The following is a 16,886-nucleotide window of genomic DNA, read 5'->3' as shown; positions in this document are numbered from 1 at the left end:
GGGCACCGTGAGAGGCCGTTTCCCGGCGGTCGCGCGGCGCCGTCCCCAGGTGGCCGTGGCCGGCGCGCTGGCCGTCCTGCTCGCCGTGGCCGTGGCCGCGGTGCTCTCGCCCTGGCTGGTGCCCGGCGCGACCGACCAGGACCTCGTGCTCGGCATCACCGGCCCCGTGCCAGGTCATCCGCTCGGCACCGACGACCTTGGCCGCGACGTGCTGGAACTGCTCGTCGCGGGAGCCCGTACGGCCGTTCCCGGCGCGCTGTGCGTCGCCGCCGGGTCGATGCTGATCGGCAACCTCATCGGGCTGCCCGCCGGATACTTCGGCGGCTGGGCCGACGCGCTGGCCATGCGCTGGGCGGACCTGATGTTCTCTCTGCCCGCCCTGCTGGTGGCGATCGTCGTCGCCGGGGTACTGGGCGGAGGGTACGGCCTGGCGGTCGCCGTGCTCGTCGTGCTGTTCGCCCCCACCGACACGAGGGTGGTGCGCGGGGCCGTGCTCGAACAGCGGCACCGCCCCTACGTCGAGGCGGCACTGCTCAAGAACCTCTCCGCGTGGCGGATCATGACGAGGCAGATCTGGCCCAACATCGCCTCGGTCACGCTGGCCAACGGGTTTCTCAACTTCGCCTACGCCCTGGTGTCCCTGGCCTCGCTGTCCTTCCTCGGCCTGGGGGTGCCCGCGGGCTCGCCCGACTGGGGGCGCACCCTGGCGGACAATCGGGCCCAACTGCTCGTCAACCCCTGGGCAGTGGTCGCCCCCGGCCTCGCCATCATCCTCACGGCCGCCGCGCTGAACATCGTCGGTGACTGGCTCCACGAACGCGTCGATCGCCGGGGAAGGGCACGTTGAGATGAAGGAGTCCACCGGAACCGGGGCGACCGCCGAGCCCGCGATCCGGGTCGAGGGAATCAAGGTCCGGCAACCCTCCACCGGGCGGACCCTCCTGTCGGAGGTGTCGTTCGAGGTAGCGGCCGGAGAGTCGGTCGCCATCGTGGGGGAGTCGGGTTCGGGCAAGTCCCTCACGGTCCGTGCGATGCTCGGCCTGCTGCCTCAGGGACTGGAGGCCACGGGGCAGGTGCGCATCGCGGGCGAGCGGGTGGACGACGACCCGCGTGCCCGGCGGCGGCAGCGCGGCGGCGTGGTCTCCCTCCTCATGCAGGACCCGTTCACCCTGCTCAACCCGTTGCGCAGGGCCGGGCGCCAGATCGCCGACGGGTTGCCGAAGGGCGCGGACGCGGCCGTCGAGGTGCCACGGCTGCTGGCGGAGGTGGGCCTGCCGGCGAATGTCGCGGGGCGCTACCCCTTCCAGCTGTCCGGCGGCATGCGCCAGCGGATCGGGCTGGCCGCCGCGCTGGCCGGAGGGCCGAGGGTGCTGGTCGCGGACGAGCCGACGACCGCGCTCGACGCCACCACCCAGCGCGAGGTCCTCTCCCTCATCCGGCGTGTCCAGCGCGAACGGGACATGGCGTTCGTCCTCATCACCCACGACCTGCGCCTGGCCTTCTCCACCTGTGACCGGGTCATGGTGATGTACGCGGGACGGGTCATGGAGACCGGCAGTGCGGCGGCCGTGCGGCATGAGCAGTTCCACCCGTACACCAGGGCGCTGCTGGCGGCCGAGCCGCCCGCGGACCGGCGGCTCGCGGTGATCCCCTCAGTGCCGGGGGCCGTCCCCGCGCACGACGCCGCGGCAGGGCGGTGCGGGTTCGCCGACCGGTGCTCGCTGGCCGTGCCGGAGTGCCGCACGGGAGTGCCGGAGCCACGTCCCGTACGCGTGTCGGGGAACGTCCGCGAAGGGCGGCTGTCGGCGTGCCTGCGGGCGGCCGAGCTGCCCGCGCCGCCCGCGCCGGAACCGGGGGTCGTCTCCAGGCCGCCGGTCGCGGCCGAGCCGGTGCTGGAGGTGCGTGACCTGCGCCGGTGGTTCGCCGGGAGCCCGCACCCGGCGCTGGCGGGCGTGAGCCTGACGGTCGCTCCGGGCGAGGTCGTCGGTGTGGTCGGCGAGTCCGGATCGGGCAAGACCACACTGGCCCGATGCGTCGCCGGGCTGGAGCGTCCGGACGGGGGTGCGATCCTGCTCGGCGGCGCGGACTGCTCCGACTACGGGCGGATGGGGCGCGCGGCCGTGCGCCAGGCCCGCCGGATCTCACAGATGATCTTCCAGGACCCCTATTCGACGCTCAACCCCGCCCGGACCGTGGGGGCGACCCTGCGGGAGGCGCTGTGGGCCGACGGCCGTCCCGCCGGGCCGGACGACCTCGCCCGGCTCCTGGAGTCGGTCGGCCTGGCCCGCGACATGGCCGGGATGCGCCCGGCCGGGCTGTCCGGCGGTGAGCGGCAGCGGGTGGCGATCGCCCGCGCGGTGGCGGGCGAGCCTCGCCTGCTGATCTGCGACGAGCCGGTGTCGGCGCTTGACGTCTCGGTCCAGGCCCAGGTACTTGGTCTCCTCGCCGAGCTGCGGGAACGACTGTCCATGGCGATGCTGTTCATCACCCACGACCTGGCCGTGGTCCGCCAGATCGCAGATCGGCTCTACGTGCTGGAGTCGGGCACGTGCGTGGAGACCGGTCTCGCCGACCGGGTGCTCGACGCGCCCGAGCATCCCTACACCCGGACGCTGCTGGCCAGCGTCCCCGACGGCTCCGGCGACTGGCTGGACTGACCGGCTCGCGCGCTCCGTCGTCAGTCCTCGGAGAACGAGATCAGGGTCAGGACGCGGCAGGCGGCGGAGCCGGTGGCGTAGACGTGGTCGGACTCGGCGGCGAAGCGCACGGCGTCGCCCGTGGCGACGGTGACCGACCACCCCTCGGTCTCGACGGTCACCTCGCCGGAGACGACGTAGGCGTGTTCCACCGAGCCGCGGCCGTGGGAGCTCTTGGCGCTGCGGGTGCCCGGCGGGATGTAGCCCTCGGCCAGTTCGAAGCGGCGCCGGTCGGGGGCCGCGAACAAGGCGCGGACCGCCGTGTCCCCGGCGGGGAGGACGAGTCCCTCGTCGTGGCGGATCACCTCCGGGCCGGTCAGGTGAACCCGGGTCAGCTCGCCGAAGGTCAGTTCCAGGGAGGTCGCGAGCCGCGACAGCACCTCGACCGTGGGGTTGGCCACGCCGCGCTCGACCTGGGAGATGAGCGCCTTGCTCACGCCGGTCAGCTCGGCCAGCTCGCGAACGCTGAACCCTCGGGCCAGGCGGGTGCGGCGCAGGTTGGCGGCGATCGCTCCGCGCACCCCCGAAGACTCAGGGGGAGCGGGGGTCATGCCGACGGCGATGCCATTCTCGCGCTGCACGTCTGTCTCCTCTTCCCGATCCGATCGGTATCCATGATGCAGGAGGTCAGCCGATCAGGGCGAGGCGGTGGGCGGCCGCGGAGGCCTCGCCCCGGCTGGAGACGCCCAGCTTGCCGAGGATGTTGGAGACGTGCACGCTCACGGTCTTGGCCGAGATGAACAGCTCGGCGGCGACCTCGCGGTTGGACCGCCCCTGGGCGACCAGCCGGAGCACCTCCAGTTCGCGCGGGGTCAGCAACTGCTCCTGGCTCCCCGTCCGGTCGGTGAGGGAGATCCCCACCCGGCGGGCGAGCGAGGAGATCTCGTCCGCCAGCGGCCGGGCGGAGATCGCCACGGCGATCGGATGGGCGGTGCGCAGCCGGTCGGCTGCACCGTCGCGATCGCCCGCGCCGGCCGCCGCCCGTCCGGCGTGCAGCAGTGACCTCGCCCGGGGCAGAGGACGGCCCAGCCTTTCCCAGAGCGCGGCCGCGGCGTCGTGGTCGCGGTCGACACCGAGCCGGTGGGCCTCGGAGACGGGGCTGTCCACGGTCAACGCGGCCGCCGCCTCCTCGACGTGGGCGCGCAGCGCCGTCACCCGTTCGGGGGCGAACGCCTCGACCGTCTCGCAGATCTCCGCGAGCAGGTCGAGCATCCGCCAGCCCAGCAGGGGCCGGCTCATGATCCGTGCCTCCAGGGCGACCCGCTCGGCGACCCCGAGCGCGGCCAGCGGCTCCCCGTCGAGCATGTGCAGGCCGATCAGGAGCCGGAAGTTGGTGGTCAGCTCCTGGGTGAACTCCGCCGGGGCGGCGCCGAAGGCGCCCACCTCGTTCAGGACGGACCTGAGCACGTCCGTTTCGCCGCGGGCGAGCGCCACGTCCCCGCGGGTCCGCCGCAGGTGGTGGCGGGTGCGCAGGATGGGGCCCATGCCCAGGGTCTGCTCGGCCAGCTGGGCCGCCTCCTCGAACCTGCCCAGCGCGTCCAGCGCCTCGGCCCGGTTGTTGGCGATGAACGTGCCCTGGACCCGGTAGAGGCCGTACTTCCTCGCCAGCCGCTCCCCTTCGAGTGCCAGCTCGATCGCCTCGGTGGAGCGGCCCATGTTGTTCAGCGCGTCCACCTTGTTGGCGAGGGCGCGCAGCACGTTGTCATTGGAGCCGACACGCTCGCCGATCACCCGTGCTGTCGTGTTGAGCTCGATCATGACGTCGATGCGTCCCGCCATCGAGTGACCCACCGCGAGGTCGAGCAGCAGCGTGGCCTCCAGGGGCTCATCGCCGTGCTCGCGCACGATCCGCAGCCCCTCCTCGATGAGCGCCGTTCCCTCGGCCAGCTCGCCGCTGAACATCAGATACGCACCCAGCCTGGACAGCACCTCGGCACGCTCCAGCCCCGGTTCCGGGACCAGCCGCTCGGCTTGGCGGAGGTCATCGAGCACCCCCGGTTTCTGCTTGGCCTTCTTGAACTGCGACCTCCGGACCAGCAGGTCCGCCACCCGTGCGGGCTCGGCCCGCTCGTCGAGCTCGTCCAGTGCGGCCTTGACGAACTTGCTGCCCCGCTCGACCTCCCCGCACGCGCTCGCGGCCTCCGAGGCGCGCTCCAGGACCGTGGTGTGGTCGACACCGATGCGTTCGGCGGCGTCGGGGACCTTGCTCCACAGCGTGAGCACCCGCTCAAGCAACTGCATCATCTCGTTGTAGGCGAAGGTCTTCGCGGCCTTGCCCGCGGCCTCCCAGGCGGAGATGAGGGCCCAGAGGTCGTTTCTGGCGGAGTGCCAGTGGTGGGCGATCTCGATGGCGGCCCGGCCGGGCGGGACGAGTGTGCGGTCTTCGCCGATCTCCTCGGCGAAGCGGGCGTGCAGCCGTACGTGCTCACCCGGCAGGAGCTCGTCGTGCACGGCCTCGCGGATCAGCGCGTGCCGGAAGACATAGGCGTGGCCGTCGGTGACCTGCAGCACGTTGGCCGCGATTGCGGTGCGCAGCGCGTCGTCGAGGTCGGCGTCGGACAGGCCGCTGACCGCGGCGAGCAGGGCGTGGCCCACCCGGATGCCACCGGCCGCGGCGATGCGCAGCACCCGCTGGGTCTCCTCGGGGAGCCGCTCGACGGAGCCGATGATCAGGTCGTGCAGGGAGTCGGGGAAGGCGCAGTCACCGCCGCACTCCATCAGCGCCTCGACGAAGAGCGGAATGCCCTCGCTGCGCTGGAAGACCCTGTTCACCTGGACGAAGTCGGGAGCGGTGCCGAGGATGCCGGCCATCTGGGCCGCCACCTCCGGCAGGGTGAGCCGGGGCAGGTCCATTCGGAGGACCCCGTCCAGCCGGCCGAGCTCGGCCAGCACCGGCCTGAGCGGGTGCTGGCGGTGGAGCTCGTCGGAGCGGTAGGTGAGGACCATCAGCACGGGGACGGCGCGAAGGTTCCGGCTGAGGAAGGCGATCAGGTCGCGGCTGGAGCTGTCGGCCCAGTGCACGTCCTCGACGAGGAGGATCACCGGCCGCCTCTCGGCGAGCCGTTCCAGCAGGGTGAGAACCTGCTCGAAGAGCCGGGCCCGAGCAGTCTCGCTCTCCGTGTCACCGCTCGGCTCACCGAACTCGGGCAGTAGCCGGGCCAGGTCGCGTGCCCCTCCCTCGGGGAGCAGCGCCGCGACCTCCTCGGCACCGCACTCGCGGACGAGTTGGCGGATCGCCGCGGTGAACGGTGCGTAGGCGAGGCCTTCGGTCGACAGCTCCACGCAGCCCCCGTTGAGCACGTGGGCGCTGTCGGCCGAGGCCCGTTCCGCGAAACACCCGATCAGCCGTGACTTGCCGACGCCGGCCTCGCCGCCGAGCAGCACGGTCGTCGCTGCGTTCTTCCGTGTCTGTTCGAACGCCTCGGTCAGATCCGCGAGCTCCGCCTCCCGTCCTACGAAGACAGGGCTTACCGCCCGACCCACCATGTCCGCCAGCATGTCATGCCTTACAGGTAGCACTCTTCTTATTTTTCGTTCGGTGAAATCGATCTTCTACGGAGGCAGAGAGGCCCGGCCGGGCGGGAGGACGCGGCCGGGCTCTCGGGACGTGGTCATGCTGGAATGATCTTGCCGAGGAGACTCCTGCGGAGCCTGCCGCCCGAGCGGGCCTTCCTGGCCTGCTGAGCCTCGCGGGCGAGGCGGTGGTTGTCGGCCTGCTCGCGGAGCTCGGCGGTCCTCTGGGTGATCATCTGGAGCTGAAGTTCGGGACCCATGGGGTTCCTTCCTGAGTGTGGCGCTTTCCTTGCACACTCAAGATTCGTCCTAAGGCCCCCTGTCCCACATCGGAAGGATGTCCTATATCCGGGCCGCTCCACGCCCCACCCCTACCTAGGCCCTACCTAGAACACGTCGGGTGGTTCCCGACCGCCTCCGTCGACGGCCCCGCATGACCCGGAGAGCCCGGACCCGGCGGATGTTGACGAAAACCGACGGGAGGGCTGTGCAAGGTCCAGTTTGGAACTAATCACACCAGTGGGCATGCTGGGGAGGTGTCAACTATGACTACCTCGCTCGCGGACGTGGCCACGTCCAACGCCACGCTGCGAACCTTCCTGCACGGCCTGCCCGGTGTCGATCGCGTGGGCGCCGACCAGCGCGCCGCGATGCTCGCCACCCGATCCATCAAGACGACCGCCAAGGCCCAGGCCATCGATCTCGCCATCGGCATGGTGGACCTGACGACCCTGGAGGGAGCCGACACCCCGGGTAAGGTCCGCGCGATGTGCGCCAAGGCCCTGCACCCCGACCCGGCCGACCCCTCGGTACCCAGGGTGGCCGCGGTCTGCGTCTATCCCGACCTGGTCGCCGAGGCCGCGACTGCGCTGAGGGGCACCGGTGTCAAGGTGGCCAGCGTCGCGACCGCCTTCCCCAGCGGACGCTCCTCGCTCGACGTCAAGATCGCCGACACCGGCTTCGCGGTGGCGGCCGGAGCCGACGAGATCGACATGGTCATCGACAGGGGCGCGTTCCTCGCGGGTGACTACGTCAAGGTCTTCGAGGAGATCGTCGCGATCAAGGCCGCCTGCGGCGCCGCGCACCTGAAGGTGATCCTGGAGACCGGCGAGCTGTCCACGTACGACAACGTGCGCCGCGCGTCCTGGCTGGCCATGCTGGCCGGGGGCGACTTCATCAAGACCTCCACCGGGAAGGTGCAGCCCGCCGCGACCCTTCCGGTGACGCTGATCATGCTGGAGGCGGTCCGCGACTTCCTGGCCGTGAGCGGCCGGAAGGTCGGGGTGAAGCCCGCGGGCGGCATCCGGACCACCAAGGACGCGATCAAGATGCTCGTCCTGGTCAACGAGACCGTCGGCGAGGGCTGGCTCAGCCCCGACTGGTTCCGGCTCGGCGCCTCCACCCTCCTCAACGACCTGCTGATGCAGCGCCAGAAGATGGCCACCGGCAGGTACGCGGGTCCCGACTACTTCACCCTCGACTAAGGCGTTCACATGTTTGAGTACGCACCGGCGCCCGAGTCGCGTGACGTCGTCGACATCAGGCCGTCCTACGGTCTGTTCATCGACGGTGAGTGGGTCGACTCCCAGGGCGGGGAACTTCACAAGACCGTCAACCCGGCATCCGAGGAGGTCCTGGCGGAGGTCGCCTGGGCGACGGAGGCCGATGTCGATCGGGCGGTCTCGGCCGCCCGCAAGGCGTTCGGCGTCTGGTCGGCGCTGCCCGGCTCGGAAAGGGCCAAGTACCTCTTCAGGATCGCGCGGATCATCCAGGAGCGCTCGCGCGAGCTGGCCGTGCTGGAGTCCCTGGACAACGGCAAGCCCATCCGCGAGTCCCGCGACGTGGACCTGCCCCTGGTGGCGGCCCACTTCTTCTACTACGCAGGCTGGGCGGACAAGCTGGGATACGCCGGATACGGCCCCAGCCCGCGCCCGCTCGGGGTGGCCGGCCAGGTCATCCCGTGGAACTTCCCGCTGCTCATGCTCGCCTGGAAGATCGCCCCTGCCCTGGCCTGCGGTAACACCGTGGTCCTCAAGCCCGCCGAGACCACCCCGCTGACCGCGCTGCTGTTCGCGGAGATCTGCGCGCAGGCCGACCTGCCGCCCGGCGTGGTCAACATCGTGACCGGTGCCGGACAGACCGGCGCCGCCCTGGTCGACCACCCGGACGTCGACAAGGTGGCCTTCACAGGCTCCACCGAGGTCGGCCGCCGGATCGCCAGGTCGGTCGCGGGCTCCGGTAAGAAGGTCACCCTGGAGCTCGGCGGCAAGGCCGCGAACATCGTGTTCGAGGACGCCGCGCTGGACCAGGCGGTCGAGGGCATCGTCAACGGGATCTTCTTCAACCAGGGCCACGTCTGCTGTGCGGGCTCCCGGCTGCTGGTGCAGGAGTCGATCGAGACGGAACTGCTCGACGCGCTGAAGCGGCGGCTCGGCACGCTCAGGCTGGGCGATCCGCTGGACAAGAACACCGACATCGGCGCGATCAACTCCGCGGCCCAGCTCGCCAAGATCCGCGAGCTGTCGGACCTGGGGGAGGCGGAGGGCGCCGAGCGCTGGTCCCCGGCCTGCTCGCTGCCCGACAAGGGGTTCTGGTTCCCGCCGACCATCTTCACCGGTGTCGCCCAGTCACACCGGATCGCCCGCGAGGAGGTCTTCGGTCCCGTGCTGTCCGTGCTGACCTTCCGCACCCCGGCCGAGGCGGTGGAGAAGGCCAACAACACCCCGTTCGGCCTCTCGGCGGGCGTGTGGACGGAGAAGGGTTCGCGCATCCTGTGGATGGCGAGCAGGCTCCGCGCCGGCGTCGTCTGGGCCAACACCTTCAACCGGTTCGACCCCACCTCGCCGTTCGGCGGCTACAAGGAGTCGGGATACGGGCGAGAGGGCGGACGACACGGGCTGGAGGCGTACCTCGATGTGTGAGCATCAGCGCCTCAGGCGCCGCCGCCGCCGTGCCCAGAGCACCCGGGGTCACGGCTTCGCCCGTGCCGGGCGGCCGGTGCTGCGTGGCTGGTTCGCCCACCGGTGCGGCGTGAGCCGTTGCGGTCAGGTCTTCGTGCCGGCCCGGCTGGCGCAGCAGGAGAGCTCGTGGAGAGGGCTGGGAAATGAGTAAGGCGGAGAAGCCGGGCCGGGCGCGGGCGACCAAGCAGGTCACTGAGCAGGTCACTGAGCAGGCCCCGGGCCCCGGGGACGGACGCCGGCCCGCGCGGCTCGCCGTGCGCAAGACGTACAAGCTGTACATCGGCGGGGCGTTCCCGCGCTCCGAGAGCGGAAGGTCCTACCCGGTGACCTCCTCCAGCGGCGACTTCCTCGCCAACGCCGCCAAGGCCTCCCGCAAGGACGCCCGCGACGCGGTGACGGCCGCGCGCAAGGCCTTCGGCGGCTGGTCGGGTGCCACCGCCTACAACCGGGGACAGGTTCTCTACCGCGTCGCCGAGATGCTGGAGAGCCGCCGGGCTCAGTTCATCGCCGAGCTGGCCGAGTCCGGGACGAAGAACGCGCGGGAGGTCGTGGACGCGAGCGTCGACCGGCTGGTCTGGTACGCCGGATGGTCCGACAAGATCGCCGCGGTCGCCGGGTCCGCCAACCCCGTCGCCGGTCCCTACTTCAACATCTCCTCGCCGGAGCCGACCGGTGTGGTCGCGGTGGTCGCCCCCGACAAGCCGCTGCTCGGGCTCGTCTCGGTGATCGCTCCGGTGATCGTCACCGGCAACACCTGCGTGGTGATCGCGAGCGAGCGCGCCCCGCTGCCCGCGATCACCCTGGCCGAGGTGCTCGCCACCTCGGACCTGCCCGGTGGGGTGGTCAACATCCTCACCGGCTCCGTCGCCGAGATCGCCCCCCATCTGGCCGCGCACATGGACGTCAACGCCCTCGACCTGGCCGGGGTCACCGACGGGGCCGTGGCGGTCGCGTGCGAGCAGGCGGCGGCGGAGAACCTCAAGCGGGTCCTCCGTCCCGCCGAGACCGACTGGTTCGCCGACCCGGGCACCGGGCGGATGACCGCCTTCCTGGAGACGAAGACGGTCTGGCACCCCACCGGCGTCTGACCCGTACGGGCCGCCCGCGCGGGGTCACCCGCGCGGGCGGCCCCGGCGCCGCGCCGGTGAGCGGCGGCCGGACGGCCGCGGCCGGACAGAAAGACGATCAGGCGGGCAGGGCGTGGCGGGTCCAGGGGCGGGCGGTCTCCAGCTGGCCGGCCAGGGCCAGGAGCTGCGCCTCGCCTCCCGGGGCGGCGACGAGCTGGACGCCGATCGGCATGCCGCTGGAGTGCCGGCCGTACGGGACGGTCATGGCGGGCCAGCCGGCCATGTTCCAGGCCGCGGTGGCGGGCGCGTACGTCAGGTTGACGCGGACGTTCGCCAGGAGTCCGCGCCGGCCCCAGCGCTCGGCGGCCGGTGGCAGGGCGGCGAGCGTCGGCGTGACGAGCACGTCGGCGTTGCCGAACCACTGGTCGGCGCCGTACGCGCGCCAGCGCTCACGGCCCGCCGTGCCGTCCGCCCCGAACCTGGCGAGCAGCCGTCCGGCCCTCGCCAGGGACCTGGTACGCCGTTCGAGGCCGCGCGGGTCGAGGCCGTCCACGTCGCCCCTGGCGCAGGCGAACCAGGTGGCGACGGCGGCCGCACCGACCTCGAAGGGCATTCGCCGGGTGTGCTCCACCACGGTGTGCCCCGCGGCGCCCAGGACCTCCGCCGCCCCGGTCACCGCCCGCTGGAACTCGGCGTCCACCGAGAGCCCGGAGGGCAGCGGCATTGGCGCGACCGCGATCCGCAGTCTCAGCGGTTCCGACAGGGTCAGCCCGCCCGGGTAGTCGTCGATGGCGCTGTCCACGCCGAGTGCCTCGCTCTCGCCGGGCGTCGCCAGTGACATGTCATCCGCCATCACGGCCAGGGCCAGGGCGAGATCGGCCACGGTGGTGGCCAGCGGGCCGTTCTCCGACATCCCGTACCAGTCGTGCTCGGGCGGCGGGACCACCCCGTGACCCGGCTTGATCGAGACCAGGCCGCAGCAGGCGGCCGGGATGCGCAGCGAGCCCAGCCCGTCGTTGCCGTGGGCCAGCGGGACCATGCCCGCCGCCACGGCCGCCGCGCTTCCGCCTGACGACCCGCCGGGGGTGCGCCCCAGGTCCCACGGGTTGCGCGTCACGCCGTACACGCTGTCGGAGAATCCGGCCAGGCAGAGCTCCGGCACGTTGGTGACGCCGACGACCACCGCACCCGCGGCCCTGAGCCTGGCCACCACGGGATGGTCCTCGTCCGCGGGCGTGTCCGGCGTCGCCGCGGAACCGTTGCGGGACGCCTCGCCCCTGATCGGCACATTGTCCTTGATCGCGATCGGCACCCCGGCGAGCGGCAGCCCGGACAGGTCCGCCCGCTTCTGTAGTGCTCGCGCCTCGGCCAGCGCCCGTTCGGCGAGGACCGTGCGGAACGCCCCGACGCGCCCGTCACGCTCGGCGATGGCGTCGAGGTGCTCCTCGACGACCATGGGCGCGGTGACCTTCCCCCGTCGCACGGCCTCCGCGATCTCCACTGCGGAACTTCCCACCCACGACATGAACCGAGTTTGGTCCGGCGAGTCCGCCAGGGGAAGCGTCCCACGTCTCAATCAGATGACTTGTCCGGCTCATCGGTGTTATTCCGCTCGCCCCGCCGGGGCTCGCGACCCGCCGCCCTGAGCGCCAGGCGGAGTGCGTACTCCAGTTGGGCGTTGACACTTCGCAGGTCGTCGGCCGCCCATTTGGCGATCACCTCGTAGACGGCCGGGTCGAGCCTCAGCAGGATCTTCTTGCGCTCAGCCATAGAGGCTGCCGGCGTTGACCACCGGCTGCGTCGCCTTGTCACCGCAGAGGACGACCAGCAGGTTGGAGACCATCTGCGCCTTGCGCTCCTCGTCGAGTTCCACCACCTCATCCTCCCGCAGTTTGGTCAGCGCGAGCTGAACCATGCCGACCGCGCCGGCGACGATGTGGGTGCGCGCCGCGACCACCTGGGCGGCCTGCTGCCGGACCAGCATCGCCTGGGCGATCTCCGGAGCGTAGGCGAGGTGGGTGATCCGCGCCTCCAGCACCTCCACCCCGGCGAGCTGGGTGCGGTCGCTCAGCTCGGTGGTGAGTTCGGCGGCCACCTCGACGCCGTCGCGCAGGCTGGTGCGGCCCTCCTCGTGGGCGTCGTACGGGTGGCTGGTGGCCAGGTGCCTGACGGCGGCCTCGGACTGGATCGCCACGTACTGCTCGTAGTCGTCCACGGAGAACGTCGCCTTGGCGGTGTCGGCGACCTTGTAGACGACGACGGCGGCGATCTCCACGGGGTTGCCGTCGGCGTCGTTCACCTTGAGCTTGGCCGTCTCGAAGTTGCGCACCCGGAGGGTGACGCGCGCCTTGCTGGTGAACGGCAGCACCCACTGGAACCCGGCCTGGTTCACCGTTCCGATGTAGCGGCCGAAGAACTGCACGACCTTCGCCTCGTTCGGGTTGATCACTGTGAACCCGGTGGCCATGACCATCGCGACGATTCCCCACCCGATCGCCGCGGCGATCAGCCCCGTTTCCCCCGCCGTCCACCCGGCCCAGGCCAGGACGGCCCCGAGCGCCAGGAGCCCGACCAGGACGCCGAACCCGCTCATCCGGAAAGCACGTCGTTCCATGTGCGCCACCTTTGCTATCGAAGTGATATCACTACGATAGCTGACGAAGGCCGGCCGCGCGCCGGTCGTCGGATGCGGTGCGGTTTCCGGCCCCGTCGCCGGGAGCGCCGGGCACGATCGCCCGGCCGGTACGGGAGGTGAGGAGGCGTGTGCCGGGCGTGGCTCCCGGATCGGCAGGGGAGGTGAGCGCCCGGAGTCGGCGCCGTGTCAGCGTCGCGGGTTGGTGCGGCGGGTGGCGGTGGCCGACATGGGGTCGTCCGGCCAGGGGTGCCGGGGATAGCGGCCGCGGAGCTCGGCGCGGACCGCGCGGTAGCCCTCGCGCCAGAACGAGGCCAGATCGGCGGTGACCGCGGCCGGACGGCCCGCGGGGGAGAGCAGGTGGATCACCAGCGGGACTCCCGCGACACGCGGGGTCTCGGCCCAGCCGAACAGCTCCTGCAGCTTGGCCGCCAGTACCGGCTGCTCGCCCGAGTAGTCGATCCTGATCCTTGACCCGCTCGGCACCTCGACCCGTTCCGGGGCAGTCTCCGCCAGCCGGGCGTGCCACGGGACCAGGCGGTGCAGCGCGGAGACCACGTCGAGGCGCTCCAGGTCGGATCGGCGACGGGCCCGCGACAGCTCGGGTTCCAGCCAGCGGTCGGCCGCCTCGATCAGCGCGTCGTCGTCCGTCGCGGGCCAGGGGTCGCCGAGCGTGCGCCGGCAGAAGGCCAGGCGCTCGCGCAGGGCCACGGCCTCGGGTGTCCAGCGCAGGACCGACAGGCCCTCGGCGCGCAGACCCTCCAGGACGGCGGGTCGTACGTCGGCGCTGCGGAGCGCGCTGTCGGCCAGCTCGATCGCGCCCAGCCGCTCCACCCGGCGAGCCGACACGTCGCCACGCCGCCCGCCCGGCGGTACGCGCCAGATGATCTCCTCGCCGGAGTCGTACAGGGGAGCCGCGGCGAGCCTGGCGATCTCCTCGTCGATCACCACCGCCTGCCTGATCCGGGCGGACGCCGCCCCGGCGGGCCGGTCCGCGACCGCGATGGCCAGCCACTCCGCCGTCCCCAGCCGCGACCCGCGTGGCAACTCGGCGGCCGTTCCCGAGGCCATCAGGTACGACCCGCCCCGGCGCCGCGCCACCCGCTCGGGATAGGCCAGCGCCACCACGATCCCGGCCAGGGCGTCGTCGTCCCAGGCGGTCCTGCCGCCCCGGGGCGTGAGGTCGCCGGCCGGCGGTCGCCCCTGACGCCGGTCGGGGCCGGGGACGGCGCGAGCCAGGCGCCCGGCCTCCTGGCGCCACCGGGCGGAGAAGCCGTCCCCGCCCCGGCGCGCGGAGCGCCAGACCGCCACCAGGTCGTCACCCGCGTCCCTGGGCAACTGCTCCGACAGCAGCGCCACGACCTCGGCGACCCGGGACCTCGCGTTACCCCCGGTGCCGGCCAGAGGGTCGGTTCCGGCATCGATCAGGGCCCGCGCCAGGCGCGGGTGGACCCCGGCCCCGGCCATCCGCCGTCCCCGCTCGGTCACCCGGCCCACGGCGAGAGGCTGCGTGTCAGGGGAGTCCAGCGCGCCCAGCGCGTGCAGGGTACGGCGGGCGGCGTCCATCGCGGCGGCTGGGGGCGGGTCGAGCAGGGCCAGGCCGGTGGCGGCGGGGTCGCCCCAGCAGGCGGCCTGGAGGGCGAAGCCGGTCAGGTCGGCGAGCGCGATCTCGGGCCGCGCGTGCTCGGGCAGCCGCTCGTGCTCGGCCCGTGACCAGCAGCGATAGACCACGCCCGGTGCCTCGCGGCCCGCCCGCCCCGCCCGCTGGGTGGCCGAGGCCCGGGACGCGCGGACCGTGGTGAGCGAGCCGAGACCGCGGGCGTGGTCGGTACGGGGCTCCCTGGCCAGGCCGGAGTCGACCACCACCCGTACACCGGGCACGGTCAGGCTCGACTCGGCGACCGAGGTGGCGAGAACCACCCTGCGCCCCTCGCCCGGGGAGAGGACCGCGTCCTGAACCCGGGCCGGGGCCTGGCCGTGCACCTGGAGGACGTCGACGCCGGGAAGCATCGCGGCCACCCGGCCGATCTCGCCGACGCCCGGCAGGAAGCAGAGCACGTCCCCCTCGTGCTCGGCCAGCGCGCGCCGTACGACGGCTGCGACATGGGCCAGGAACGCCGGGTCCACCCGCATGCCGTGGGGCGGTGCGGCGTTCCCCGAGGGCGGGACCCAGACGGGCGTGACGGGATATGCGATGCCGGACGCGTGCACGATCGGCGCGGGGTCGCCCGAGCCGAGGAGGCGGGCCCAGGGGGCGGCGTCGGCGGTGGCCGAGGTGGCGACGATCCGCAGGTCGGGGCGGAGCGTGGCGCGGACGTCGAGGAGGAAGGCCAGCGCGGTGTCGGCGTCCAGGTGGCGCTCGTGGCACTCGTCCAGCAGGACCGTGTCCACGCCTTCGAGGTCGGGGTCGCGCTGGAGCCGCTGCAGGAGGACCCCCGTGGTGACGACCTCGACGACCGTCCTGGCACCGGCCCTGCGCTCGCCGCGGACGGAGAACCCGATCTCCGCGCCCACCTCCGACTCCAGCAGCCATGCCATCCGCCTGGCCGCCGCCCGTACCGCCATCCGTCTCGGCTCGGCCACGATCACCCGCTTCGGCGCCGGGCCGTCGAGGAGCCCGGCCAGCGCGAGCGGGACGAGCGTGGTCTTGCCGGTGCCCGGGGGCGCGGTGAGCACGGCGACGCCCCGCTCACCCAGCGCCGCGAGCAACTCGGGCAGGGCATGGCGGACGGGCAGGTCGGACCAGTCGGAACGCATCCGTCCAGTGTCCACGAGCCCGCCTCGCCGCGAGACGCGCCCCCGGCCTCGCGGGCTCGGGATCACATGTACCACGGCGGACCGGGCTCGCCTGCGCCGACGGGGCGGGCGACGCCATGGGCCCGCGCGGCGCCCTCCGGGCTCCGGGTCGCCGCCGGCAGCGGGTGCCGGGAGAGGCCGGGACCCTAGGCCGACGGGTCGAGGACCCCGGTGCTCACCAGGGCGATGATGAGGACGCCGAGGGCGATCCGGTAGATCACGAAGCCGGTGAAGCGGTGGGTGCTGATGTACTTCAGGAACCACGAGACCGCCAGGTAGCCCACCACGAAGGAGATCACGGTGGCCAGGATCGTCGGGCCCCAGGCGGGCGCCGGGCCTTCGCCGATCTTGGACAGCTCCAGGAAGCCGGCGCCGAGCACGGCCGGGATGGCCAGCAGGAAGGAGTACTTCGCGGCCTCCTCCCTGCGGTAGTCCAGCAGCAGCCCGGCGCTGATCGTGCCGCCGGAGCGTGACACGCCGGGGATCAGCGCGAGGGACTGGGCGAAGCCGTAGACCAGGGCGTGGGTGAAGCTGAGGTGCCGCTCCAGGGTGAGCCTGTTGCGGGCGGTGCGGTCGGCGAACCACAGGACGAGACCGAAGACGATCAGGGTTGTGCCGATCAGGCGCAGGTCGCGGAAGACGCTCTCGATGGAGTCCTTGAAGAGCAGGCCGAGCACCACGATCGGGATGGTTCCCACGATGACGTACCAGCCCATCCGGGCGGAGTGGTGGCCACGCAGGCCGGGTGTCCACAGGGAGCGCGTCCAGGTGGAGATGATCTCCCAGATCTCCTTGCGGAAGTAGATCACCACCGCGGCCTCGGTGCCGAGCTGGATGACCGCGGTGAACGCGGCTCCGGGGTCCTGCCAGCCGAAGAACGCCGAGACGACCCGGATGTGGGCGCTGGAGGAGATCGGTAGAAACTCCGTCAGTCCCTGAATCAGTCCGAGGACCACCGCTTCGAACCAGCTGATCACTTGAGCACCTTCCATACCAGCACGTGCGTGGCGTACGCGAGGCTAGCGCAGGGGCGGGCCGGCTGTGACCCGGTCCGCAGGCTGAGATGTGTCATCGGCCCCGCCGCCGGAGGGGCCGGCATGGTGACTGCGGAGTATCGGAATGGCCCCCCGGACATTTTGGGCAGCCCCAAAATCTAGTGGCACTTAAGCCGTTGCCAAGTTGGATACAAGAGGGGTTCACATACTCCGACATAAGGAGTTTG

At 72.2% G+C, this 16,886-nt stretch carries 14 protein-coding genes; 6 read left to right on the top strand and 8 right to left on the bottom strand.

Annotation, left to right across the window (positions count from 1 at the left end; genetic code table 11):
* Nucleotides 1–7: 7 nt before the first annotated feature.
* Both IG98_RS0133850 and IG98_RS0133845 read left to right on the top strand, forming a co-directional pair.
* Nucleotides 8–847: an ABC transporter permease gene (locus tag IG98_RS0133850; RefSeq protein ID WP_030921749.1), complete on the top strand. Its 840-nt coding sequence runs from the start codon at nt 8–10 to the stop codon at nt 845–847.
* 1 nt (nt 848) lies between these two features.
* On the top strand, nt 849–2,657 hold the full coding sequence (locus tag IG98_RS0133845; RefSeq protein ID WP_051753296.1) for a dipeptide ABC transporter ATP-binding protein: 1,809 nt from the start codon (nt 849–851) through the stop codon (nt 2,655–2,657).
* A 20-nt stretch (nt 2,658–2,677) separates the two neighbouring features.
* Here the strand turns inward: IG98_RS0133845 and IG98_RS0133840 are convergent, their stop codons facing one another.
* The 3 genes from IG98_RS0133840 to IG98_RS51140 form a co-directional block, all read right to left on the bottom strand.
* Complete coding sequence (locus IG98_RS0133840) at nt 2,678–3,277, bottom strand: helix-turn-helix domain-containing protein (protein ID WP_051753295.1); 600 nt, start codon at nt 3,275–3,277, stop codon at nt 2,678–2,680.
* 46 nt (nt 3,278–3,323) lie between these two features.
* Nucleotides 3,324–6,182 (bottom strand): helix-turn-helix transcriptional regulator, encoded by a 2,859-nt coding sequence (locus tag IG98_RS54435; protein ID WP_281178562.1) that lies wholly within the window; start codon nt 6,180–6,182, stop codon nt 3,324–3,326.
* Nucleotides 6,183–6,307: 125 nt separating this feature from the next.
* Nucleotides 6,308–6,469 carry a hypothetical protein gene (locus IG98_RS51140; protein ID WP_157594675.1) on the bottom strand — a complete coding sequence of 54 codons (162 nt, stop codon included), beginning with the start codon at nt 6,467–6,469 and terminating at the stop codon, nt 6,308–6,310.
* Between the two features lie 285 nt (nt 6,470–6,754).
* On the opposite strand from IG98_RS51140, the gene deoC reads away from it, so the two are divergent.
* From deoC to IG98_RS0133815, 4 genes are read left to right on the top strand one after another with little or no spacing between them, the layout of a single operon-like run.
* Nucleotides 6,755–7,693 (top strand): deoxyribose-phosphate aldolase, encoded by a 939-nt coding sequence (gene deoC, locus IG98_RS0133825; RefSeq protein WP_030921740.1) that lies wholly within the window; start codon nt 6,755–6,757, stop codon nt 7,691–7,693.
* Between the two features lie 9 nt (nt 7,694–7,702).
* A complete protein-coding gene (locus IG98_RS0133820) occupies nt 7,703–9,130 on the top strand; it encodes an aldehyde dehydrogenase family protein (RefSeq protein ID WP_030921735.1) in 1,428 nt (475 codons plus the stop codon).
* Nucleotides 9,123–9,320, top strand: a complete 198-nt coding sequence (locus tag IG98_RS51135; protein ID WP_157594674.1) for a hypothetical protein — start codon at nt 9,123–9,125, stop codon at nt 9,318–9,320. Before IG98_RS0133820 ends, IG98_RS51135 begins: the two co-directional genes overlap by 8 nt.
* Nucleotides 9,313–10,257, top strand: coding sequence for an aldehyde dehydrogenase family protein (locus IG98_RS0133815; RefSeq protein ID WP_084195841.1), 945 nt, complete (start codon nt 9,313–9,315; stop codon nt 10,255–10,257). The genes IG98_RS51135 and IG98_RS0133815 overlap by 8 nt, the downstream gene beginning before the upstream one ends.
* Nucleotides 10,258–10,354: 97 nt before the next feature.
* On the opposite strand, the gene IG98_RS0133810 is transcribed toward IG98_RS0133815, so the two are convergent.
* The 5 genes from IG98_RS0133810 to IG98_RS0133790 all read right to left on the bottom strand — a co-directional run bounded on the left by IG98_RS0133810 (nt 10,355) and on the right by IG98_RS0133790 (nt 16,641).
* Nucleotides 10,355–11,761, bottom strand: coding sequence for an amidase (locus IG98_RS0133810; protein ID WP_030921729.1), 1,407 nt, complete (start codon nt 11,759–11,761; stop codon nt 10,355–10,357).
* Nucleotides 11,762–11,808: 47 nt separating this feature from the next.
* Nucleotides 11,809–12,006: a type II toxin-antitoxin system antitoxin gene (locus IG98_RS0133805; protein ID WP_030921727.1), complete on the bottom strand. Its 198-nt coding sequence runs from the start codon at nt 12,004–12,006 to the stop codon at nt 11,809–11,811.
* Nucleotides 11,999–12,850: an SPFH domain-containing protein gene (locus tag IG98_RS0133800; RefSeq protein ID WP_030921725.1), complete on the bottom strand. Its 852-nt coding sequence runs from the start codon at nt 12,848–12,850 to the stop codon at nt 11,999–12,001. The genes IG98_RS0133805 and IG98_RS0133800 overlap by 8 nt, the downstream gene beginning before the upstream one ends.
* A 207-nt stretch (nt 12,851–13,057) precedes the next feature.
* Nucleotides 13,058–15,625, bottom strand: coding sequence for an ATP-dependent helicase HrpB (hrpB, locus tag IG98_RS0133795; RefSeq protein WP_030921723.1), 2,568 nt, complete (start codon nt 15,623–15,625; stop codon nt 13,058–13,060).
* A gap of 185 nt (nt 15,626–15,810) precedes the next feature.
* Nucleotides 15,811–16,641 carry an undecaprenyl-diphosphate phosphatase gene (locus tag IG98_RS0133790; protein ID WP_245651832.1) on the bottom strand — a complete coding sequence of 277 codons (831 nt, stop codon included), beginning with the start codon at nt 16,639–16,641 and terminating at the stop codon, nt 15,811–15,813.
* Between the last annotated feature and the right edge of the window lie 245 nt (nt 16,642–16,886).

This window comes from Streptosporangium amethystogenes (genome assembly GCF_000721075.1).
Classification (GTDB): Bacteria; Actinomycetota; Actinomycetes; order Streptosporangiales; family Streptosporangiaceae; genus Streptosporangium; species Streptosporangium amethystogenes.
This window is presented reverse-complemented; position numbering and strand designations above follow the sequence as displayed.